The sequence below is a fragment of the Bradyrhizobium sp. SZCCHNS3016 genome (assembly GCF_032484535.1).
Taxonomy (GTDB): Bacteria; Pseudomonadota; Alphaproteobacteria; order Rhizobiales; family Xanthobacteraceae; genus Bradyrhizobium.
Map to the genome: position 1 here is coordinate 45,644 of NZ_JAUETE010000007.1, position 20,606 is coordinate 66,249.

At 64.4% G+C, this 20,606-nt stretch carries 19 protein-coding genes and 3 tRNA genes; 17 read left to right on the plus strand and 5 right to left on the minus strand.

The window, feature by feature from the left end; all coding sequences use genetic code 11:
- Positions 1-3: 3 nt before the first annotated feature.
- Together QW881_RS15095 and QW881_RS15100 are read right to left on the minus strand one after the other, a co-directional pair.
- On the minus strand, positions 4-1,086 hold the full coding sequence (locus tag QW881_RS15095; RefSeq protein ID WP_315759190.1) for an enolase C-terminal domain-like protein: 1,083 nt from the start codon (positions 1,084-1,086) through the stop codon (positions 4-6).
- A gap of 27 nt (positions 1,087-1,113) precedes the next feature.
- Positions 1,114-2,418 (minus strand): multicopper oxidase domain-containing protein, encoded by a 1,305-nt coding sequence (locus tag QW881_RS15100; protein WP_315759224.1) that lies wholly within the window; start codon positions 2,416-2,418, stop codon positions 1,114-1,116.
- A 174-nt stretch (positions 2,419-2,592) separates the two neighbouring features.
- On the opposite strand from QW881_RS15100, the gene QW881_RS15105 reads away from it, so the two are divergent.
- The 7 genes from QW881_RS15105 to QW881_RS15135 all read left to right on the plus strand — a co-directional run bounded on the left by QW881_RS15105 (position 2,593) and on the right by QW881_RS15135 (position 10,693).
- Positions 2,593-2,677: transfer RNA gene (locus QW881_RS15105), tRNA-Leu, on the plus strand.
- 172 nt (positions 2,678-2,849) lie between these two features.
- Entirely contained in the window at positions 2,850-4,208 is a 1,359-nt protein-coding gene (gene tig / locus QW881_RS15110) for a trigger factor (protein ID WP_315759189.1), read from the plus strand.
- Between the two features lie 298 nt (positions 4,209-4,506).
- Positions 4,507-5,139 (plus strand): ATP-dependent Clp protease proteolytic subunit, encoded by a 633-nt coding sequence (locus QW881_RS15115; RefSeq protein ID WP_315759188.1) that lies wholly within the window; start codon positions 4,507-4,509, stop codon positions 5,137-5,139.
- Between the two features lie 443 nt (positions 5,140-5,582).
- Complete coding sequence (clpX, locus tag QW881_RS15120; protein WP_012044595.1) at positions 5,583-6,857, plus strand: ATP-dependent Clp protease ATP-binding subunit ClpX; 1,275 nt, start codon at positions 5,583-5,585, stop codon at positions 6,855-6,857.
- A gap of 327 nt (positions 6,858-7,184) precedes the next feature.
- On the plus strand, positions 7,185-9,608 hold the full coding sequence (gene lon / locus QW881_RS15125) for an endopeptidase La (RefSeq protein WP_315738279.1): 2,424 nt from the start codon (positions 7,185-7,187) through the stop codon (positions 9,606-9,608).
- A 185-nt stretch (positions 9,609-9,793) separates the two neighbouring features.
- Positions 9,794-9,870 (plus strand) — tRNA-Val (locus tag QW881_RS15130).
- A gap of 337 nt (positions 9,871-10,207) precedes the next feature.
- Complete coding sequence (locus QW881_RS15135) at positions 10,208-10,693, plus strand: cyclic nucleotide-binding domain-containing protein (RefSeq protein WP_315759186.1); 486 nt, start codon at positions 10,208-10,210, stop codon at positions 10,691-10,693.
- Here the strand turns inward: QW881_RS15135 and QW881_RS15140 are convergent.
- Positions 10,632-11,459 carry a metallophosphoesterase gene (locus QW881_RS15140; RefSeq protein ID WP_315759185.1) on the minus strand — a complete coding sequence of 276 codons (828 nt, stop codon included), beginning with the start codon at positions 11,457-11,459 and terminating at the stop codon, positions 10,632-10,634. The two genes, QW881_RS15135 and QW881_RS15140, sit on opposite strands and share 62 nt — an antisense overlap.
- Before the next feature lie 182 nt (positions 11,460-11,641).
- Between QW881_RS15140 and QW881_RS15145 the strand changes: the two genes are divergently transcribed.
- Both QW881_RS15145 and QW881_RS15150 read left to right on the plus strand, forming a co-directional pair.
- A complete protein-coding gene (locus tag QW881_RS15145) occupies positions 11,642-12,268 on the plus strand; it encodes a hypothetical protein (protein WP_316158520.1) in 627 nt (208 codons plus the stop codon).
- 64 nt (positions 12,269-12,332) lie between these two features.
- On the plus strand, positions 12,333-13,190 hold the full coding sequence (locus QW881_RS15150; RefSeq protein ID WP_315738275.1) for a class I SAM-dependent methyltransferase: 858 nt from the start codon (positions 12,333-12,335) through the stop codon (positions 13,188-13,190).
- 6 nt (positions 13,191-13,196) lie between these two features.
- Here QW881_RS15150 and pepT read toward each other — a convergent pair whose 3' ends face one another.
- Complete coding sequence (pepT, locus tag QW881_RS15155) at positions 13,197-14,453, minus strand: peptidase T (protein ID WP_315759183.1); 1,257 nt, start codon at positions 14,451-14,453, stop codon at positions 13,197-13,199.
- 490 nt (positions 14,454-14,943) lie between these two features.
- On the opposite strand from pepT, the gene QW881_RS15160 reads away from it, so the two are divergent.
- Positions 14,944-15,020 (plus strand) — tRNA-Asp (locus tag QW881_RS15160).
- A gap of 189 nt (positions 15,021-15,209) precedes the next feature.
- On the opposite strand, the gene QW881_RS15165 is transcribed toward QW881_RS15160, so the two are convergent.
- Positions 15,210-15,407, minus strand: coding sequence for a hypothetical protein (locus QW881_RS15165; protein WP_315738273.1), 198 nt, complete (start codon positions 15,405-15,407; stop codon positions 15,210-15,212).
- Between the two features lie 609 nt (positions 15,408-16,016).
- Between QW881_RS15165 and QW881_RS15170 the strand changes: the two genes are divergently transcribed.
- Genes QW881_RS15170 through QW881_RS15200 form a run of 7 tightly spaced genes read left to right on the plus strand, consistent with a single transcriptional unit; the run spans position 16,017 to position 20,590 of the window.
- Positions 16,017-16,382 (plus strand): NADH-quinone oxidoreductase subunit A, encoded by a 366-nt coding sequence (locus QW881_RS15170; RefSeq protein WP_008964559.1) that lies wholly within the window; start codon positions 16,017-16,019, stop codon positions 16,380-16,382.
- Positions 16,379-16,963, plus strand: a complete 585-nt coding sequence (locus tag QW881_RS15175) for a NuoB/complex I 20 kDa subunit family protein (protein WP_284418856.1) — start codon at positions 16,379-16,381, stop codon at positions 16,961-16,963. The genes QW881_RS15170 and QW881_RS15175 overlap by 4 nt, the downstream gene beginning before the upstream one ends.
- 13 nt (positions 16,964-16,976) lie before the next feature.
- On the plus strand, positions 16,977-17,582 hold the full coding sequence (locus tag QW881_RS15180) for an NADH-quinone oxidoreductase subunit C (RefSeq protein WP_315756759.1): 606 nt from the start codon (positions 16,977-16,979) through the stop codon (positions 17,580-17,582).
- A gap of 14 nt (positions 17,583-17,596) precedes the next feature.
- A complete protein-coding gene (locus tag QW881_RS15185) occupies positions 17,597-18,793 on the plus strand; it encodes an NADH-quinone oxidoreductase subunit D (protein ID WP_315756758.1) in 1,197 nt (398 codons plus the stop codon).
- A complete protein-coding gene (locus QW881_RS15190; protein ID WP_315756757.1) occupies positions 18,793-19,752 on the plus strand; it encodes an FkbM family methyltransferase in 960 nt (319 codons plus the stop codon). The genes QW881_RS15185 and QW881_RS15190 overlap by 1 nt, the downstream gene beginning before the upstream one ends.
- A gap of 14 nt (positions 19,753-19,766) precedes the next feature.
- The gene (gene nuoE, locus QW881_RS15195) at positions 19,767-20,378 is read left to right on the plus strand and encodes an NADH-quinone oxidoreductase subunit NuoE (RefSeq protein WP_172109602.1); all 612 of its coding nucleotides are present in this window, start codon (positions 19,767-19,769) and stop codon (positions 20,376-20,378) included.
- Entirely contained in the window at positions 20,375-20,590 is a 216-nt protein-coding gene (locus tag QW881_RS15200; RefSeq protein ID WP_315756756.1) for a hypothetical protein, read from the plus strand. The genes nuoE and QW881_RS15200 overlap by 4 nt, the downstream gene beginning before the upstream one ends.
- Positions 20,591-20,606: the final 16 nt, after the last annotated feature.

The following is a 20,606-nucleotide window of genomic DNA, read 5'->3' on the forward strand; positions in this document are numbered from 1 at the left end:
CCGTCACGTCACCTGATACTTCGCGACCGCGCTCTTGTTCCAGGCGAGGCCGAGACCCGGACCTCGCGCGGTGACCTTGCCGTCCACCACCTGCAGCGGCTCGGCGAGGATGGCGCCGGCGAAGTCCAGCACTTCGAGCCAGTGCGCCGTCGGCGTCACCGCCAGCACATGCGCGCTCGCCTCGGGCAGGATGTGGCTCGACATCGGGATCGAGGCGGCATCGGCCTGCCCTGCGACGTTGAGCCAGCCGGTGATGCCGCCGACCTTCATCAGGTCGGGCATGATGAAGTCGGAGGCGCCGGCCGCGATCGCCTCGGCAAAGCCGCGCGGAAACCACCAGTTCTCACCGGCCTGGATCGGGATCTCCGAGCGCTCGCGCACTCGGGCATGGCCGGAGAGATTCTCCTGCGGCACCGGCTCCTCGATCCAGGTCAGGTCGTAGGCAGCAAGGTTGGTAATTCGACGTGTCGCCTCGGCGGGATCGAGCGACTGGTTGAAGTCGAGCATCAGCGCCATGTCCGGGCCGAGCAGGGCGCGCAGGCCCTTGATCATCGCTTCGTCGGTGGCGAGATCGCCATGACCGCCCTTGGTCTTGATGGCGCGGAAGCCGTGCTCGTCGCGCGCGGCGCGCAAGGTGCGCTCGTCGTCCTTGGCATCGAGCACGCCATAGCTGTCATAGGCCGGAATCGGCCGCGCCGTGCCGCCGAGCAGCTCGACCACGGGCTTGCCCGCGAGCTGACCGAGCGCGTCCCAGAACGCCATGTCGAGGCCCGAGACGGCCATGCCGACGAGACCCTGCCAGCCGAGCAGGCGGAATCTGGCGTCCATGAGTTTCATCAGGTCGAACGGGACCAGCGCTTGGCCTTTGAGCTCGCGGCCGATCTCCTCGACCAGATGCAGCAGCGGTTTCAAGGCGAGCCTGGTGTAAGCGAACAGGTAGGAATGGCCGGTAACCCCCTGATCGGTCGCGACGTCGATCAGCACCAGCGGTCCGGAGTCGATGATCCCGAACGCGTTGCGCAGGGGGCGCTTCATGGGCGTGATCACGGCGCGCGCCGTGACCCCGGTGATGGCGGCAGTGGTCATGGGGACTGTTCCCTCAGGTTCGTTTCCTCACCGGATCTCATACCACCGCAGCAGGCGCGGCGCCGCCCAGTTGGTCGCCATGCTCTCGACCAGGAACCGGCCGGACTGCTCGGCAAGGAATGCGATGCGCTGGTTCTGGCCGGCCTCCAGCGCCAGCGTGTCGAGCCAATAGGGCTTCCAGCCATCGTCGAGCCGGTCGAGCAGCCGGAACGGCTGGCCATGCAGGTGGACCACATGGGTGCCGGCGGTCTTGTTTGCCAATGCCAGCACGACCACTTGGCCGGCCTTGGCCTGGAAGGTGGGGGCGCCGGCGGCATTGAACGCGGCGGGCGGTTGCCAGCCGGCGCCGTCGAGCGCGAGCTCGGCCCGAGCGGCGGTCCTCAGGTCCAGCTTGTCCGGCAACCCGTTCGAAGGCAAAGGCGGCGCCGGCGGCAACGGGGCGGCACGGAGCGGCGGCTCGCTGGACGCCACCAGCCGCGCGAGGGGACGCGCATTGCTGCCGTCGTGCAGCAGCACGGCCAGCGTTGTCTTGGCGGCGGGCATGTCGAGGAAGACGTCGGTGCGGCCGCCGGGCGGCAGCACCACCGCGCCGTTTCGAGCCAGGAAAGGCTCGGCCGGCTGGCCGTCGATGGCCATCACGCGGACGGCGTCGAGGTCGGCGATTTTGATCGCGATCACAGCGCGTTGACAGCCATTGATGAACCGCAGCCTGACCCGCGCATGGGTCCGCAGCGCGATCTCGGGCTGGACCTGCCCATTGACGGTGTAGATGAGCTCGGTGTCTTGCGCTTCGGTTCCTGGCGCAACCGCAGTGCCGTCCGCCTTGAGCCTGAAATCCTCGACCAGGAAAATTTCGTCGCAGTCGACAGTTACCGTCGCGGCCTCGTCGACGATGACAGGCAGCGGGCGGATCGGCACGGCGTCGGCGAGCAGCCGCAGGTCGAGCAGGCCGGTCCCGGCGCGCGACGCCAGGGCTGGAATGGTGGCCCGGCCGCCGGGGCCGATCTCCGCCTGCGCCAGCAGCGGTGCGGGCAAAGTGAGGCCGCGGCTGGACAGCGCGGCCGGGATCGAAAGGCCGTTCGAAAGGTCCAGATCGAGCGCCGTGCCGCGTGCGAGCCGGACCACAGGAGCCGGTGCAGCCAGCCGCCAAAGCGGGCTAGGTGAACGTCCCGGGCTCAGCGCGAGAGATTCGCCGCGAGCGTCCAACGAAACCGAGATTCGGCCACCGGCCCGAGCCGAGCGGGCAAACGAGGCCGCGCCGGCTGCGGCGAGGCCGCCGAGCAGGGCACGGCGGCTGAGCCCCTCGGACGGTTCCGTCATGCGACAAAACATCGTGCGATGAGGGGGATGCGGATCATGTTGTTTTCCCTTATCTGTGCGTGCGACACGGTCGATCGGCCTGCCGGTGGTGCTTTCGACAGCCCATTTTTTTGCTGCGGACGGTTTCGTGCGTGGTATAAGCCGCGCCGCCCGCGGCACCGCGGCCGGGCTATCGATGCAGTTCACGCGGGCGTGGCGGAACTGGTAGACGCGCTGGATTTAGGTTCCAGTGACGAAAGTTGTGGGGGTTCGAGTCCCTCCGCCCGCACCAAGCGCTTCTCCGGCGTTTGCCCCAAGTTTTACCGGCAGACCCGCCCTCTCGGACAGAGAAGCGGGGCCGCCGATCCCACCGGCGCAAAGCCCTTTGCTGCGCGTCGTCCACAATTGAGTCAGATGTGTCCGGATCGCAAGGGTTCGGACCGAAGCGGAAGAAGATTGACGCCATGCAGGTCACAGAAACCTTGTCGGAAGGCTTGAAGCACGAGTTCCAGATCAGCGTTCCGGCGGCGGATCTCGACGCCAAGGCGGATGCCAAGCTGGTCGATCTCAAGGACAAGGTCCGCATCAACGGCTTCCGCCCCGGCAAGGTGCCGGTGGCGCATCTGAAGAAGATCTATGGCAAGTCGGTCATGGCCGAGACCATCGACCAGACCATCCGCGACACCAACACGCAGATCTTCACCGAGCGCGGGTTCCGCCTCGCCACCGAGCCGAAGGTGACGATGCCGACGGAGGAGGCCGAGGTCGAGAAGATCCTCGCTGGCCAGTCCGACCTGACCTACACCGTGGCCGTCGAGGTCGTGCCGGCGATTGCGCTCGCCGACTTCAAGACCTTCTCGGTCGAGAAGCCCGTGGCCGACATCACCGACGCCGATGTCGACGAGGCGATCAAGCGCCTGGCCGATGCCAACCGCAGCTACGCCGCGAAGGCGGAGGGCGCGAAGGCCGAGAGCGGCGACCGGGTGAAGATCAACTTCAAGGGCACGATCGATGGCGTCGCCTTCGAGGGCGGCACCGGCGAGGGCATCGATGTCGTGATCGGCTCGAACACCTTCATTCCCGGCTTCGAGGACCAACTGATCGGTATCGGCGTCGGTGAGACCCGCACGCTCAAGGTGACGTTCCCGACCAACTATCTCAACAACGAGCTCGCGGGGAAGGCCGCGGAGTTCGAGACCACGGCGACCGCGGTCGAGGCTCCGGAGGACAAGGTGGTGGACGATGAGTTCGCCAAGACGCTCGGCCTCGAGTCGCTCGACAAGCTGAAGCAGCTGATGCGCGACCGCCTCGCCGGCGAGTTCAGCCAGGCGACCCGCCAGCGTGTCAAGCGCGCGCTGCTCGACCGTCTCGACGAGACCCACAAGTTCGATGCGCCGCCGTCGCTGATCGACGAGGAGTTCAACCTGATGTGGAACTCGGTCAAGGCCGAGATGGACTCCAGCGGCAAGACCTTCGCCGACGAGAACACCACCGAGGACAAGGCGAAGGAGGAGTACCGCACCATCGCCGACCGCCGCGTCCGTCTCGGCCTCGTGCTGTCGGAGATCGGCGAGAAGAACAAGATCACCGTGACCGACGACGAGGTCGGCCGCGCCGTGATGGAGCGCGCGCGCTCGATGCCGGGCCGCGAGAAGGAGGTCTGGGACTTCTATCGCAACAACCCGCAGGCGCTCGCGCAGCTGCGCGCGCCGATCTACGAGGACAAGGTCGTCGACTTCATCCTCGAGCTCGCCAACGTGACCGAGAAGAAGGTCTCCAAGGACGAGCTGTTCAAGGACGACGACAGCGACAAGGCGGCCTGAACAGGTCGCCCATCGTAGGGTTCGCGACATAAGCGCGTGATTAAGGTTGACCGGCGAAAGCGCCGGTCGGCCCGGTTCAGGCGCTGGCCGCCGCCGCGGGAATCAGCTTGAACAGCGCAACGACCTTGCTCGCGGCTGGCCAGGGGACCCGGTCTTGTCACCGGCGAATTGGTCCATATCTGTGAGTTCGGTCTTGAAGTTCTGCATCACGGGACACCTGTCCGTCGCTGCTCGTTGAAATGAGCCTCACCTGCGGCGGCCGGTCGTCTCAACTGCTGGTCCAACCCTTGGGTGATTCATGCGCGATCCCGTCGAAACCTATATGAACCTTGTGCCCATGGTGGTCGAACAGACCAACCGCGGTGAGCGCGCCTACGACATCTTCTCGCGCCTCCTGAAGGAGCGCATCATCTTCGTGACCGGTCCGGTGGAGGACGGCATGGCGACCCTGATCGTCGCGCAGCTCCTGTTCCTCGAGGCCGAGAACCCGAAGAAGGAAATCGCGATGTACATCAACTCGCCCGGTGGCGTGGTGACGTCGGGCCTCGCGATCTACGACACGATGCAGTTCATCCGTCCGGCGGTGTCGACGCTGTGCACCGGCCAGGCGGCTTCGATGGGCTCGCTGCTGCTCTGTGCCGGCCACAAGGACATGCGCTTCTCGCTGCCGAACTCGCGCATCATGGTGCATCAGCCGTCCGGCGGGTTCCAGGGCCAGGCGACCGACATCATGCTGCACGCCCAGGAGATCCTGAACCTGAAGAAGCGGCTGAACGAGATCTACGTCAAGCACACCGGCCAGTCTTACAAGGCGATTGAGGACGCCCTGGAGCGCGACAAATTCCTCACGGCGGAAGCGGCCCAGGAGTTCGGCCTGATCGACAAGGTTCTCGACAAGCGGCCGGAAGATCCGACGGCGATGGGCAAGTGAGCCGTCCGTGATCGAGGCGGGGTCCGATTGACGGGCCTCGGAACGCAACAGCATCGCCTTTGCCGGCTCGGGCCGGCAAAGGTACCAAGGTGGGGTCCCAAAAGGGCCGCAACCCTGCCGTGCGGCCGGCAAATAGGCGTGGCAAACACGCAACGCTTCGCTGATTTCGCGTGTTCTTACCGTGTCAAGCCCCAAAATCACGGTAATGTCACGGTCTAGGGTCTGTGCTCCGATTAGCGAATTCTTGATAGTCGGATGACAGCATGATTGGCTAGAGTGTCCAGTTATGGATCGTGGGGGATTCGCGTAGGTCGTCGGTGCACGACGGGTGAAGAACAAGGTGTTAATTTTGGTACGAAATTTGCTCTTTCACCAGTCTGGTCCGGCCCGTGCCGGATCGGAACGAACGAGCGGACAAGAGCGAACCGCGGACGGAGACAGGAATGAGTAAGGTCGGCACGAGCGACTCGAAGAACACGCTATATTGCTCGTTCTGCGGCAAGAGCCAGCACGAAGTCCGCAAACTGATCGCAGGTCCAACCGTCTTCATCTGCGACGAGTGCGTCGAACTCTGCATGGACATCATCCGCGAGGAGAACAAGTCCTCGCTGGTGAAGTCGCGCGACGGGATTCCGACCCCGAAGGAGATTTGCAAGGTTCTCGACGATTACGTGATCGGTCAGAACCATGCGAAGAAGGTGCTGTCGGTCGCCGTTCACAATCACTACAAGCGGCTGAACCACCAGACCAAGCACTCTGACGTCGAGCTCGCGAAGTCGAACATCCTGCTGATCGGCCCGACCGGCTCGGGCAAGACGCTGCTGGCGCAGACGCTGGCGCGGATCCTGGACGTGCCGTTCACGATGGCGGATGCGACGACCTTGACCGAGGCCGGCTATGTCGGTGAGGACGTCGAGAACATCATCCTGAAGCTGCTGCAGGCGGCCGACTACAACGTCGAGCGCGCGCAGCGTGGCATTGTCTACATCGACGAGATCGACAAGATCAGTCGCAAGTCTGACAATCCCTCGATCACGCGCGACGTGTCGGGCGAGGGTGTCCAGCAGGCGCTGCTGAAGATCATGGAAGGCACGGTTGCGTCGGTTCCGCCGCAGGGCGGCCGCAAGCATCCGCAGCAGGAGTTCCTGCAGGTCGATACCACCAACATCCTCTTCATCTGCGGTGGTGCGTTCTCCGGACTGGAGAAGATCATCTCGGCGCGCGGCCGGTCGACCTCGATCGGCTTCGCCGCCCAGGTTCTGGCGCCGGAAGACCGCCGTACCGGCGAGATCTTCCGTCACGTAGAGCCTGAGGATCTCCTGAAGTACGGCCTGATCCCCGAGTTCGTCGGCCGTCTGCCGGTCGTGGCGACGCTCGAGGATCTCGACGAGAACTCGCTGAAGAAGATCCTGACCGAGCCCAAGAACGCACTGGTGAAGCAGTATCAGCGGCTGTTCGAGATGGAGAACATCGAGCTCACCTTCGCCGACGAGGCGCTGGGCGCAGTGGCGCGCAAGGCCATCGAGCGCAAGACCGGCGCGCGTGGTCTGCGGTCGATCCTCGAGAGCATCCTGCTCGAGACGATGTTCGACCTGCCGGGTCTCGAGGGTGTCGAGGAAGTGGTCATCTCGCGTGAAGTGGTCGAGGGCACCGCCCGTCCGCTCTACATCTACGCCGATCGGTCCGATCGTGCGGTGGAAAGCAGCGCCAGCGCGTGAGGCGCGCTGGCACGAGAGACAGAAGACCTCGATTTATTAGATCGGCGATCGCCGCGGACATCATGTCCGCGGCATCGCAGCGTTTCAGCGTCCCGCCGCGTAAAGCCATTTTTGGCGGGTGTTTACCGATACTTGACACCCCCCGGGTCGATAGCCACCTAATGTCGCGTGGCGATACAAATCTCAATCCCGGGATTCGCCTCAACAACGATCCGAAACAAGCGGGCGATATCGACGCGTCAGTGATGTCCGGATCAGATCGCACCTTGTGGCGGTTGCGCACGATGGCGGACTGCGTGCAAGGGGGCTAAACAAAAGGAACAGGCCATGACGACCCCCAAACCCCGGCCGACCATCGTTTACGGCGAGAGCCACGCCTATCCGGTTCTGCCGCTCCGCGACATCGTCGTCTTCCCGCACAACATCGTTCCGCTGTTCGTCGGCCGCGAGAAATCCATCCGCGCCCTCGAAGAGGTGATGAAGAACGACGCGCTGGTGATGCTGGCGACGCAGAAGAACGCGTCTGACGATGATCCAGCTGCGGATGCTATCTACGAGACCGGGACGCTCGCCAGCGTGCTGCAACTCCTCAAGCTGCCCGACGGCACCGTGAAGGTGCTGGTCGAGGGCCTGGAGCGCGCGCGCGTCGAGAAGTACACCGATCGTGCCGACTACTACGAAGCCACTGCCGTTGCGCTCGAGGATACCGATGCGAAGTCGGTCGAGGCCGAAGCGCTCGGGCGGTCCGTCGTGTCGGACTTCGAAAGCTACGTGAAGCTGAACAAGAAGATCTCCGCCGAGGTCGTCGGCGTCGTTCAGTCGATCACCGATTTCGGCAAGCTGGCCGACACGGTCGCCTCGCATCTCGCCGTCAAGATCGCCGATCGCCAGGGCATCCTGGAGACGCTGTCCGTCACCACGCGCCTGGAGAAGGTGCTGGGCCTGATGGAGAGCGAGATCTCGGTGCTGCAGGTCGAGAAGCGGATTCGTTCGCGTGTCAAACGACAAATGGAGAAGACCCAGCGCGAGTACTACCTGAATGAGCAGATGAAGGCCATTCAGAAGGAGCTGGGTGACGAGGACGGCCGCGACGAGCTCGCCGATCTGGAAGAGCGCATCAACAAGACCAAGCTCTCCAAGGAAGCGCGAGAGAAGGCGCAGCACGAGCTGAAGAAGCTGCGCCAGATGTCGCCGATGTCTGCGGAAGCGACCGTCGTGCGCAACTATCTGGATTGGCTGCTGTCGATCCCGTGGAACAAGAAGTCCAAGGTGAAGAAGGATCTGGAGGCCGCGCAGGCGGTTCTGGATGCGGATCACTATGGGCTGGAGAAGGTCAAGGATCGCATCGTCGAGTACCTGGCGGTGCAGTCGCGCGCCAACAAGCTGACCGGCCCGATCCTGTGCCTGGTCGGACCTCCCGGCGTCGGCAAGACCTCGCTCGGCAAGTCGATCGCGAAGGCCACCGGCCGCGAGTTCGTTCGCGTGTCGCTGGGCGGCGTGCGCGACGAGGCGGAGATCCGCGGTCATCGCCGGACCTATATCGGTTCGATGCCCGGCAAGATCATCCAGTCGATGCGCAAGGCCAAGACCTCGAACCCGCTCTTCCTCTTGGACGAGATCGACAAGATGGGCTCGGACTTCCGGGGTGACCCGTCGTCGGCGCTGCTAGAGGTTCTGGACCCCGAGCAGAACACGACGTTCAACGACCACTATCTGGAGGTCGACTACGACCTGTCGAACGTGATGTTCATCACGACCGCGAATACGCTGAATATTCCCGGCCCGCTGATGGACCGCATGGAGATCATCCGCATCGCGGGCTACACCGAGACCGAAAAGCTCGAGATCGCCCGCAAGCATCTGATCCCGTCCGCGCTGTCGAAGCACGGCCTGGATTCGAAGGAGTGGTCGATCGACGATGACGCGCTGCTGCTCGTGATCCGGCGCTACACCCGCGAGGCGGGCGTGCGTAACCTGGAGCGTGAGATTTCCACACTGGCCCGCAAGGCCGTGAAGGAGCTCATGATGTCCAAGAAGAAGTCGGTGAAGGTCACCGAGAAGGCCGTCGAGGAATTCTTGGGTGTGCCGAAGTATCGCTTCGGTGAGATCGAGAGCGACGATCAGGTCGGTATCGTGACGGGCCTGGCCTGGACCGATGTCGGTGGCGAGCTGCTGACGATCGAAGGCGTCATGATGCCCGGCAAGGGTAAGATGACGGTGACGGGCAATCTGCGCGACGTCATGAAGGAGTCGATCTCGGCGGCGGCGTCCTACGTCCGCTCGCGGGCGATCGTCTACGGCATCGAGCCGCCGATGTTCGACCGCCGCGACATCCACGTCCACGTTCCGGAGGGGGCGACCCCGAAGGACGGTCCGTCGGCGGGCGTCGCGATGGCAACCGCAATCATCTCGGTCATGACGGGCATTCCGATCCGTCACGACGTCGCGATGACCGGCGAGATCACCTTGCGTGGTCGCGTGCTGCCGATCGGCGGTCTGAAGGAGAAGCTCTTGGCCGCTGCCCGCGGCGGCATCAAGACGGTGCTGATCCCCGAGGACAACGCCAAGGATCTCACGGAGATCTCCGATGCGATCAAGGGCGGCATGGACATCATCCCGGTGTCCCGTCTCGACGACGTCGTCGCCCGGGCCCTGGTCCGCAAGCCGGTGCCGATCGTCTGGGAAGAGGACACCAAGGTGCCGGTGAAGGCCGACGGCGACGAAGCCGCCGGCGGCCTGACCGCCCACTGAGGTCCGAACTGATCCAAGGAAACGGCGCCCGTAAGGGCGCCGTTTTCGTTTGGGAGATCGAACCACTGACCCTTCGAGCGTGCGTGGTCTGCCCCCACTGTTCCCGCTGCGGCGGTTTCTCGCTGCCGCCGCGTGGTTCCGGCGTTGATTGAGGATCGGGCAGGGGGTAAAGAAGCGCGACGTGAGGGCGGCTAGCTCAGCTGGTTAGAGCATCTCGTTTACACCGAGAGGGTCGGGAGTTCGAATCTCTCGCCGCCTACCATTAGCATCCGCTGAGACGCACCCTCGCAATGGTGACGCTGCTATTGTCGTGCGCGTCGATTTTCCAAGCTGATGGCGATCCTCTCCAGAAGCACGTTTGTGCGTCGGGTTTCATCGATCTGCTGCTCTCGTAAAGCTGAGCCACCTTGCCATCGAGCCTCGGCGGCTGAGCCAAACCCACGTCCCGATCACGATGATGGCGCCGCCGAGTGCTCAATTCGGACAGGGGTTTAAAATCCTTTGCGACAGCTGGTGCGAAGCGTCCGGACGATTTCGCGTGGCGATGAACCGTTCTTCGGCTAGCTTGGCGCGCGGAGTGAAACATCGCGGGCGAACCGATGACCGACTTCCTGCGCCACTGCACCGGCGGACATGAGCGCGCCATTCCGGCGGGCACCATGCTGCTCGAGGAGGGGCATAGCACTGGGCATCTCTACATCCTGCTCGACGGAGAGCTGGAGGTGATCAAGGCCGGCGCCACGGTGGCGGTCGTGTCGGAGCCGGGCGCGCTGTTCGGTGAAATGTCGCTGCTGCTTGAGCAGCCTCACACGGCGACCGTGCGCGCCGCCGCGGATTGCCTGATCTACGAAATTCCCGACGCTCGGCGCTTCCTGGCTGAAAATCCCGAGGCGACGCTCGCGATTGCGCGCATGCTGGCGCAGCGCCTCAACGTCGCCAACAGCTATCTCGCCGACCTGAAGCGGCAATATGCCGGGCACGGCACGCATCTGGCGATGGTCGGCGACGTCCTGCAGAGCATGATCAACCTGCCGCCGCAGCAGGTTTCGCCAGGAACGGATCTGGAATCCGATCCACGACTCTGAGCCAGTCCGGCGCCGCCGTCACGGGCTGGGCCGGGCGTTGCAGCGGGCCGGCGAGATCGACCCATTCGGCTTGCCCCGCCGCCAGCCAGAAGGCGCGCCCTTCATCGGTGTCGAGCACCATGTAGGCCGGCGGTCGCCCGGGCTGCCGTCCGGTGTTGAAGACCCAAGTCTCACCGACGCGATCGAACCAGGAGCCGTTCTTGATGAAGGGCGACTGGTGAACGTGGCCGGAGATCACCATTGCCGGGCGGTGCCGCGCGATGAAGCCTTCGAGCGCGGTGTCGCCGAAGAAGCGCTTGCCGCCCCAGCTCACCGGCGAGTTGGCCGGCGGCGCATGATGCACCCAGATCCAGCGGGCTGCGTCGCGCGTCGCGGCGGCATCGAGCTGGCGTCCGATCGCGGCCTTGACCAGCGGACCGTCCCACCATGGGCAAAGCGAGAACAGCGTATCGCCGATCAGGACGTCATCGCCGTCGGCCGCGATGCCGAGTTCGCGGACCGTCCCGATCCAGGCCGCGATCTTCTCGCCATCCGGGCTGCGCTCCTCCAGGTCATGATTGCCCGAGCAGATCATGACCCGCGTCTTGGCCGCCAGGAGCACGAGATATGTCTTCACGACCACGATCTGGGCGCGAATGTCGACGATCGAGGCGAGATCGAGCGCATCGCCGGCGAACACCACCGCATCAAAATGATCGGCAGCCGCCACCAGCCAGTCGAACTGCGGCAGCGAGTAATGAAGATCAGCAACGATGAGAGTGCGCATGTGGCTCCTGACGCGCCTGATCGAAGCAAGAGCGAGACCAGAACCAGCGAGACCAGAGGCTGTCCCGCTATTGCATTGCGCTGCTGCGCTCGCCAGCAGGTCCGCGCGCATCTATCGATCCCTCGCCCGCGGCGGTATGATGGGGCCGTTTTTCAGCCGCAGCTGCCAATTGCGAGTGTCCCATGTCTCGTCGTCCGCGACCGCCCATGACTGTTTCCTTCGTCCGCACCGGCGAGCGCCGCTACGCGGTGCGCGCGACGCTCGGTGATGGACGCACCCTCGAAATGAGCCCGGCGCCTGGCTTCGATCCCTGGATGCCGCATGATCTGCAACACTTCATCGTCGAAAAGCATCTCGGGATTGACGGCGCCGTGTTCGGGCGGCTCGCGGCCGGCGGCACGGCCGGGACTTTTCATTTGGTCCCGCATGCGACCTCGTCCCGCGAGGCCGCGCGGCTGCGTCGCAGGCATGAGACCAGGGACCAGCGCCTGATGCCGGAACGCAGCGAGGACTATGCCCGCTCCGAGCGCGCCACCTATGTGTGCTGGCAGGACTGGCTGCAGCAGGCTGACGATCCGGCGCTGCGGGCGCGCGGGGCCGAGATGGCACCGTCGGCGCACAGCCTGCTGGGTGGGATGTCAGCGGAGGAGCGCGCGGCCTACACGCCAGTGCGGCGCGACGCCATCCGACAGGAGTTCGCGCGGCTGAGCCGACGTTGGAGCGCTCTCGCCGTCGGCGAAAGTCTCTCCGAACCGTGGTCAGAACCGGCCCACTTTCTTCCTCGAGCGCATCGCGGCCTCGTGCCTTGACAGGACAGGCGGCTGCATGCGCCATGCTGGCTCTTGCGATGACCTCAATCAGACAGGGCACATCATGCAATTGCCGGCAGGGGACGAGCGCAACGCCGACCAGATCGCCTATTGGAACGGGCCGGGCGGCCAGCGCTGGTCCGATCGCCAGGAGGCGCAGGACATCCTGCTCGCACCGGTGTCGCAGATCCTGATCGACCGCATCGCGGCCAAGCCGGGTGATCGTGTGCTCGATATCGGCTGCGGTTGTGGCGGCCTGTCGATCGCGCTGGCCGGGCAGGTGGCGCCTGGCGGGCATGTGCTCGGGGTCGACATTTCCGCCCCGATGCTGGAGCGGGCGCGCGCGGTGGCGCCGGCCGGGCTTCCCGCCGAGTTCGTGCTGGCCGACGCGACCGTGCATCCGTTCGCGCCGGCGAGCTTCGATCTGCTGGTGTCGCGGTTCGGCGTGATGTTCTTCGCCGATCCGGTGGCGTCGTTCGCCAACATCCGCCGCGCGCTGAAGCCGGGCGGCCGGGTCGTATTCGCCTGCTGGCGCGAGCCGAAAGCCAATCCCTGGATGATCGCGCCGTTGCAGGCGGTCTATCGCCACGTCCCGAAGCTGCCGGAGATGGCGCCCGACGATCCCGGTCCGTTTGCCTTCGCATCGGAAGCGCGGGTGACGCGCATCCTGGGCGAGGCCGGCTTCAGCGACGTCGCGCTGGAGGCACATGCGCTGTCGCTCGACGTCGCGATCGGCAAGGGGCTCGATGCGGCCGTACAATCGGCCTTCGAGATCGGCCCCGCCAGCCGCGCGCTGGAGGGGCATCCCCAGGAGACGCGCGATGCGGCGCGGCAGTCGGTCCGCGAGCTGCTGACGCAGTATGTACGCGGCGACAGCGTGACGCTCGCCGGCTCGATCTGGCTGGTGACGGCGCGCGCCTGACGGCGCTCAGGACTGCTCTTCCCAGATCATCGCCAGATGGACGATGGTCTGCACCGCCTTCTCCATGTCCTGGACGCTGACCCATTCGAGACGCGAGTGGAAGGCATGCTCGCCGGCGAAGATGTTGGGGCAGGGCAGGCCCATGAACGACAGCCGCGAACCATCGGTCCCGCCGCGGATCGATGTCCTGACCGGCGTCAGGCCGGCGCGGCGGATCGCCTCCTCGGCATAGGTCACGATCTCCGGATGCAGATCGATGACCTCCTTCATGTTGCGGTATTGCTGCCGAACCTCCATCCGGTAGCTCGAGCGCGGATAGTCCTTCAGGACGTCCCTGACGATGTCCTCGAGCAGCGCTTCCTTCTGCCGCAAGCCCTGCTCGCTGAAATCGCGCACGATGAAATCGAGCCGCGCCTGTTCGAGCGCGCCGGAGATCCCGACCGGATGCAGGAAGCCTTCCTTGCCCTCCGTCGTTTCCGGCGAGCAGCTATCCTTCGGGAGCCGCTCGATGATCGCAGATGCGATCTTGATGGCATGCTCCATCTTGCCCTTGGCAAAGCCGGGATGGGCGCTGACACCGTTGATGAGGATGGTGGCACCGTCGGCGGCAAAGGTCTCGTCCTCGATGTTGCCTGCGGTCTCGCCATCCATCGTGTAGCCGAAATCGGCGCCGAGCTTCTTCAGGTCGACCCGGTCGACGCCGCGGCCGATCTCCTCGTCCGGCGTGAACAGGATCTTGATGGTGCCGTGCTTGATCTGCGGATGGCTGATCAGGAACTGCGCCGCGTCCATGATCTCGGCGATGCCGGCCTTGTTGTCGGCCCCCAGCAGCGTGGTGCCGTCCGTGGTGACGATGTCGTTGCCGATCTGGTCCCTCAACGCCGGATGCTCAACCGCACGGATGATCTGGCTCGGGTCCTTAGGCAGCACGATGTCGCCGCCCTGGTAGTTGCGCACGATCTGCGGCTTCACGTCGGCTCCGGAGCAGTCGGGCGACGTGTCCATGTGCGAGCAGAAGCAGATCACCGGCACGGCCTTGTCGGTGGTGGCCGGGATGGTCGCATAGACGTAGCCGTGGTCGTCCAGATGGGCGTCCGAGAGGCCCATCGCCTGCAGCTCGGCTGCGAGCAACCGGCCGAGATTCTTCTGTTTGAGCGTCGAAGGGCAGGTCGGCGATGTCGGGTCCGACTGGGTGTCGATCACGACGTAGCGGAGCAGACGCTCGGTGACGGAGTGGGTGTAGCTGCGAAGCGGGTCGGACATGTGCACCACAAGGACAGGAACGGGAAAAATATGTTACCGCATGCATCGGTATACTAATATATCAGTTATTGCATGCCAGATACCAAGGTTCATCAGGCTATCAGTGGTTCCCCCGATCAAAGCGCATCCGCCGGCTCCTTTGCTGCGGAATGCGACGTCGCGACCCGCTGTGATCGGTACCGCCCGCCGGCGGCTGAATTGCGCGCTCCTGCGCGCGTATGGGACCTAAAGGATACCCAGTCCGGCGATTCGAAACTCATCTTCCTTTGCGGCCGTCGCCGTTGCGGTCCCGAAGAAAAAAGACGGATCATCGACTTGGCCCATCATCATGCGCGATTTACGGCGGATGCCCGACGCCACCCAGAGAGACCGCGCTCCGGCGTCCTCGATTGACCGCTCATCAAGGACTTCGCACAGTTATCGGTTCATTGTCCTTGACTTCGAAACATCGCCCCTTTAAGTCGCACTCCTCCGCGGATTTCGCGATCACGCGGGAGTAGCTCAGTTGGTTAGAGCGCCGGCCTGTCACGCCGGAGGTCGCGGGTTCGAGCCCCGTCTCTCGCGCCATGTTTTCAATGGCTTAGCTTTCGATTTGATCCTTGGCCGCCGCAAGCCGTGCGACCGCGTGATCTCTCCCCGGCCACCACCTGACGCTTCGCCGAACTACAGGCGCTCCGCCGCTAATCTTTCCGATCGGGCACGAAAAAGGCCACCCAGCGGGTGGCCTGCGACCGCTGTCAGCAGCGGACCGACGGCTCAGCGGACCATCGAGTCGCTGGAACTCGTCACGGTCACAGGCTTGCCGGCCTTCACGACGTGCGATGCCGTCTGGCTGTAATCCACATTGGCGCGGGTCGCGATACCGAAAGCGGTTACCGCGATGCCTGCGATCAGGGCAACGACGACGATCTTCAGGTGAGTCGATCGGTCTGCGGAATGCAGCGAGTGGTTCATGTCAGCCTCCCGGCGTCTCAGAGCGCCACTTTGTTGCCTGGACATGTACCTCCGCTTTGTTTCGATCCGGTTTCTTCGTTTCCTCAAAATGGTTTCATCGGTTGTAGTCGGCGCGCCGGCAATCGGGAGTATGCGGCCGGAGCCCGTGATCGGCACCCATGCCGGCATCGGCGGTGACCGCGGCCGCGCCGGCCGCCGCGGGTGATCTTGATCCGGCGGCCCTTCGTGACCATCTGACGTGATAACGGACGCCTATCGGGTGACGGTCCAGTCGCCTTGCTTGGATCGCTCGATCGAACGCTGATCCGCATCCGTCTCCGACCCCGCCCAGCCTGCGCACGGCGGCGTGCGTGCTCGCGATCGCTGATCACCTCAGCATCCCGCGCCGGTCCGTGCGACACCGTAATGCTGCGGGTCTGCAATGCGGCTCCTGCACGCGTCATCCGTGGCGCCGTGGCTCGGTGTGTCCAGGTTTCCGCAATGTGGGGAGGGATGACACCGGCGAGACGGCTTGTCTTGCGCGGCTTGGTGCGCTGCGCTAAGGCTTCGACCAATTCCAATGCAACGAATCTGCGGTTTGCACCGAAATCGCAGAGGAAAGTGGCGCCGATGACCGGCATCCTCCAGAACTATCTCCCCCTCGTCGTGTTCATAGGTGTCGCAGCCATCATCGGGGTGGTTCTGCTGATCGCGCCCTTCCTGGTCGCCTACCAGCAGCCCGATCCCGAGAAGCTCTCCGCGTACGAATGCGGCTTCAATGCGTTCGACGACGCGCGCATGAAGTTCGACGTCCGCTTCTATCTGGTGGCCATCCTTTTCATCATCTTCGACCTCGAAGTCGCCTTCCTGTTCCCCTGGGCAGTGGCATTCGGCAAGCTCGGCGCGGCCGGCTTCTGGTCGATGCTGGTGTTCCTGGCCGTGCTGACGGTCGGGTTTGCCTACGAATGGAAGAAAGGCGCGCTTGAATGGGATTGAGCCCGACCACGTCCTCGACCGGTCCGGTGATCGCACCGGCCCCGAAGGGCATTCTCGATCCCGCGACCGGCAGGCCGATCGGTGCCAACGACCCGTATTTCCTCGAGGTCAGGCACGAGCTGTCGGACAAGGGATTCTTCGTTGCCACCGCTGACGATCTCATCACCTGGGCCCGCACCGGCTCCCTGATGTGGATGACGTTCGGCCTGGCCTGCTGCGCCGTCGAGATGATGCAGGTCTCGATGCCGCGCTACGACGTCGAGCGCTTCGGCTTCGCGCCGCGCGCCTCGCCGCGCCAGTCGGACGTGATGATCGTCGCCGGCACCCTGACCAACAAGATGGCGCCGGCGCTGCGCAAGGTCTACGACCAGATGCCGGAGCCGCGCTACGTCATCTCGATGGGGTCGTGCGCCAATGGCGGCGGCTACTATCACTATTCCTATTCGGTGGTCCGCGGCTGCGACCGCATCGTTCCCATTGATATCTATGTGCCCGGCTGCCCGCCGACCGCGGAAGCGCTGCTGTACGGTGTTCTGCTGCTGCAGAAGAAGATCCGGCGTACCGGCACCATCGAACGCTGAAGGTTTTTTCGTTATGGACGACGGCAGGCTCGACGCCCTTGGGCAGACGATCGTGAGCGCGCTTCCGGGCGCGGCGATCGGCCATTCGGTCGCTTTCAATCAGCTCACGGTGAGCGTGGAGCCGGGTCGGATCGTCGAGGTTGTGAAGTATCTGCGTGATGATCCGGCTCTCCGGTTCGTCAACATCACCGACATCACCGCGGTAGACTACCCGGAGCGCGCCAAGCGCTTCGACGTCGTCTACCACTTCCTGTCTCCGACCCTGAACGCACGCATCCGGCTCAAGGCCGAGGCCGACGAGACGACGCAGGTGCCGTCGCTGATCGACGTCTTCCCGGGGGCGGATTGGTTCGAGCGCGAGGCCTATGACCTCTACGGCGTGATCTTCGTCGGTCACCCCGATATGCGCCGCCTGCTGACGGATTACGGCTTCGACGGCCACCCGCTGCGCAAGGACTTCCCCACCACCGGCTTCGTCGAGGTGCGCTACGACGACCAGGAGAAGCGGGTGATCTACGAGCCTGTCAGGCTCAACCAGGAATTCCGCAAGTTCGATTTCCTGTCGCCCTGGGAAGGCGCGGACTATCCGCTGCCCGGCGACGAGAAAGCGACGAAGTGAGTGGGAGCGCGAGCATGAACGAGCAGAGCCCGGCACTTCGCAACTTCACGATCAACTTTGGCCCGCAGCATCCGGCGGCGCACGGTGTGCTGCGCCTTGTGCTGGAGCTGGACGGTGAGGTGGTCGAGCGCGTCGATCCGCATATCGGCCTTCTGCATCGCGGCACCGAGAAGCTGATCGAGACCAAGACCTACATGCAGGCGATGCCCTATTTCGATCGGCTCGACTACGTCGCGCCGATGAACCAGGAGCATGCCTTCTGCCTCGCCGCCGAGCGCCTGCTTGGCATCGAGGTGCCGCGCCGCGGCCAGCTGATCCGCGTGCTTTATTCCGAGATCGGCCGGCTGTTGTCGCATCTGCTGAACGTCACCACGCAGGCGATGGACGTCGGAGCGCTGACCCCACCGCTGTGGGGCTTCGAGGAGCGCGAGAAGCTGATGGTGTTCTATGAGCGCGCCTCCGGCTCGCGCATGCACGCCAACTACTTCCGCATCGGTGGCGTCCACCAGGACCTGCCACCGAAGCTGATCGACGACATCGACGCGTTCTGCGGCCCGTTCCTGAAGGTGGTCGACGATCTCGACCGGCTCCTTACCGGCAACCGCATCTTCAAGCAGCGCAACGTCGACATCGGCGTCGTGACCCTGAAGCAGGCCTGGGAGTGGGGCTTCTCCGGCGTGATGGTGCGCGGCTCTGGCGCGGCCTGGGACCTGCGCAAGTCGCAGCCCTATGACGTCTATGCCGAGATGGAGTTCGACGTTCCCATCGGCAAGAACGGCGACTGCTACGACCGCTATCTGATCCGCATGGAAGAGATGCGCCAGTCGGTGCGTATCATGAAGCAGTGCATCCAGAAGCTGCGTGCACCGGACGGGCAGGGCCCGGTGATGATCACCGACAACAAGATCGCGCCGCCGCGCCGCGGTGAGATGAAGCGCTCGATGGAAGCGCTGATCCACCACTTCAAGCTCTATACCGAGGGCGTGCACGTCCCCGCCGGCGAGATCTATGCGGCAGTCGAGGCGCCGAAAGGCGAGTTCGGCGTCTATCTTGTCGCTGACGGCACCAACAAGCCCTACAAGTGCAAGATCCGCGCGCCGGGCTTCGCCCACCTGCAGGCGATGGACTTCCTGTGCCGCGGCCATCTGCTCGCCGACGTCTCGGCCATTCTCGGCTCGCTCGACATCGTGTTCGGAGAGGTGGACCGCTGATGGGCCATGCGCCGATCCAGTTCGATCGTGCTTCCGGAGCGCTCGAAGGAGCGAACCTCTGGGAGCGCACGGCTGCATTGGCGCTGTCGACCGGCTCGAAGATCTCGTCGCATTTCTCGCATCGCGGTTACAATCGCTGCGCCAACCTGCTGCGCTTGGCGCTGCCCGAGCGGGATATTGCGGTGAAGCTCAACCCGGACGCCGTGTTCGAGTTCCCCTATGGCGACGGCTACTGGAGCAAGCTTCTCAACCGCGACTATCACTATGAGGACGAGCTCGAGCTCCTGTTCCTCGGCACCGTCGATGTCGACTACACCTTCATCGATGGCGGGGCCAATTACGGCTACTGGTCGGTGCTGGTGTCGAGCACGCCCTACGGCTCGCACAAGGCGATCGCGATCGAGCCGTCCTCGGCGAACTTCGCCAAGCTCGCCAACAACGCCCGGATCAATGGCGGCCGCTTCGAGGTGATGAAGCGCGCGATCGGCGCCAGCCGCGGCACGGCCTATCTGACCGGCACCAAGCACGAGGCCTTCAGCATTGCGGGTGGCGCCGCCGGCGGCGAGCAGGTGGCGGTGATGGCGCTGGATGACCTCATTGACGACGGCAACGTCGCCGCTTCCGGCAAGTACCTGATCAAGCTCGACGTCGAGGGCGTCGAGATCGAGGCGATCAAGGGTGGGGCGCGGCTGCTTGCGACCGACAGCATGGTCCTGTGCGAGGAGCACGGCCAGGATCGCAATCATACGGTGTCGCGCTACATCCTCGATGAAACGCCGATGCAACTGATGGTCTACGACCCCGCGAGCGGCCGCTTCGAGATCGTGACCGAGCTGTCGATCCTCGACCGCATCAAGGCGTCCGCTCACGTCGGCTATAACGTGTTCGGAACTGCAAGTGCCTTCTGGCAGAATCGCGTCGCAGCGCTCAATGCAAGTGCCGCGCGCCGCATGCAATGAAAGACTAGAGAGCCATGTCCGTCCGCCGTCTTGCCCCGAAGGAAGTCCAGCCCGCGAGCTTTGCGTTCACGGATGAAAACCTCGCCTTCGCCAAGGCCCAGATCGCGAAATATCCGGAAGGCCGCCAGGCCTCGGCGGTGATCGCGATCCTGTGGCGTGCGCAGGAGCAGAACGAGGGCTGGGTGTCCGAAGCTGCGATCCGCGTCGTCGCCGACATGCTCGGCATGCCCTACATCCGCGTGCTCGAGGTCGCGACCTTCTACACCATGTTCCAGCTGCAGCCGGTCGGCAAGAAGGCCCACGTCCAGGTCTGCGGCACGACGCCATGCCGGCTGCGCGGCGCCGAGGAGCTGATCGAGGTCTGCAAGCACCGCATTCATCACGACCCCTTCCATCTGTCGAAGGATGGCGACTTCAGCTGGGAAGAGGTCGAGTGCCTGGGCGCCTGCGTGAATGCGCCGATGGTGCAGGTCTGGAAGGACACGTATGAGGACCTGACGCCGGAGAGCTTCGGCAAGGTGCTCGACGGCTTCGCGACCGGCAACCTGCCGACGCCTGGTCCGCAGAACGGCCGCCAGTTCTCGGCGCCCGCCGGCGGTCCGACCACGTTGAAGGAAAAGACATGAGCCGCAAGCGCACCCGCGTTGCGGCCCTGAGCCAAGAGGGCGCCGCGATGAAGAACTGGCGCTACGTGGCGCTGCATACACTCGCGGCCGCTGCTTTCATTTTCGTGCTGCAGCGGTTCGCGCTCAACGCGACGCTGGAGTCCAGTCTGCTGTGGGCGCTGGTGTTCGGCGGCTGCGCCGCCTTCATCGCCACCATGCAGTCGAACCGCTGACATCCGAGGAAGCCGT

What these genes read in the sequence shown, in the direction of transcription:
- QW881_RS15095 (WP_315759190.1), bottom strand. Translation starts at nt 1,086, where the DNA reads ATGACCACTGCCGCCATCACCGGGGTCACGGCGCGCGCCGTGATCACG.
- QW881_RS15100 (WP_315759224.1), bottom strand. Translation starts at nt 2,418, where the DNA reads ATGTTTTGTCGCATGACGGAACCGTCCGAGGGGCTCAGCCGCCGTGCC.
- tig (WP_315759189.1), top strand. Translation starts at nt 2,850, where the DNA reads ATGCAGGTCACAGAAACCTTGTCGGAAGGCTTGAAGCACGAGTTCCAG.
- QW881_RS15115 (WP_315759188.1), top strand. Translation starts at nt 4,507, where the DNA reads ATGCGCGATCCCGTCGAAACCTATATGAACCTTGTGCCCATGGTGGTC.
- clpX (WP_012044595.1), top strand. Translation starts at nt 5,583, where the DNA reads ATGAGTAAGGTCGGCACGAGCGACTCGAAGAACACGCTATATTGCTCG.
- lon (WP_315738279.1), top strand. Translation starts at nt 7,185, where the DNA reads ATGACGACCCCCAAACCCCGGCCGACCATCGTTTACGGCGAGAGCCAC.
- QW881_RS15135 (WP_315759186.1), top strand. Translation starts at nt 10,208, where the DNA reads ATGACCGACTTCCTGCGCCACTGCACCGGCGGACATGAGCGCGCCATT.
- QW881_RS15140 (WP_315759185.1), bottom strand. Translation starts at nt 11,459, where the DNA reads ATGCGCACTCTCATCGTTGCTGATCTTCATTACTCGCTGCCGCAGTTC.
- QW881_RS15145 (WP_316158520.1), top strand. Translation starts at nt 11,642, where the DNA reads ATGTCTCGTCGTCCGCGACCGCCCATGACTGTTTCCTTCGTCCGCACC.
- QW881_RS15150 (WP_315738275.1), top strand. Translation starts at nt 12,333, where the DNA reads ATGCAATTGCCGGCAGGGGACGAGCGCAACGCCGACCAGATCGCCTAT.
- pepT (WP_315759183.1), bottom strand. Translation starts at nt 14,453, where the DNA reads ATGTCCGACCCGCTTCGCAGCTACACCCACTCCGTCACCGAGCGTCTG.
- QW881_RS15165 (WP_315738273.1), bottom strand. Translation starts at nt 15,407, where the DNA reads ATGAACCACTCGCTGCATTCCGCAGACCGATCGACTCACCTGAAGATC.
- QW881_RS15170 (WP_008964559.1), top strand. Translation starts at nt 16,017, where the DNA reads ATGACCGGCATCCTCCAGAACTATCTCCCCCTCGTCGTGTTCATAGGT.
- QW881_RS15180 (WP_315756759.1), top strand. Translation starts at nt 16,977, where the DNA reads ATGGACGACGGCAGGCTCGACGCCCTTGGGCAGACGATCGTGAGCGCG.
- QW881_RS15185 (WP_315756758.1), top strand. Translation starts at nt 17,597, where the DNA reads ATGAACGAGCAGAGCCCGGCACTTCGCAACTTCACGATCAACTTTGGC.
- QW881_RS15190 (WP_315756757.1), top strand. Translation starts at nt 18,793, where the DNA reads ATGGGCCATGCGCCGATCCAGTTCGATCGTGCTTCCGGAGCGCTCGAA.
- nuoE (WP_172109602.1), top strand. Translation starts at nt 19,767, where the DNA reads ATGTCCGTCCGCCGTCTTGCCCCGAAGGAAGTCCAGCCCGCGAGCTTT.
- QW881_RS15200 (WP_315756756.1), top strand. Translation starts at nt 20,375, where the DNA reads ATGAGCCGCAAGCGCACCCGCGTTGCGGCCCTGAGCCAAGAGGGCGCC.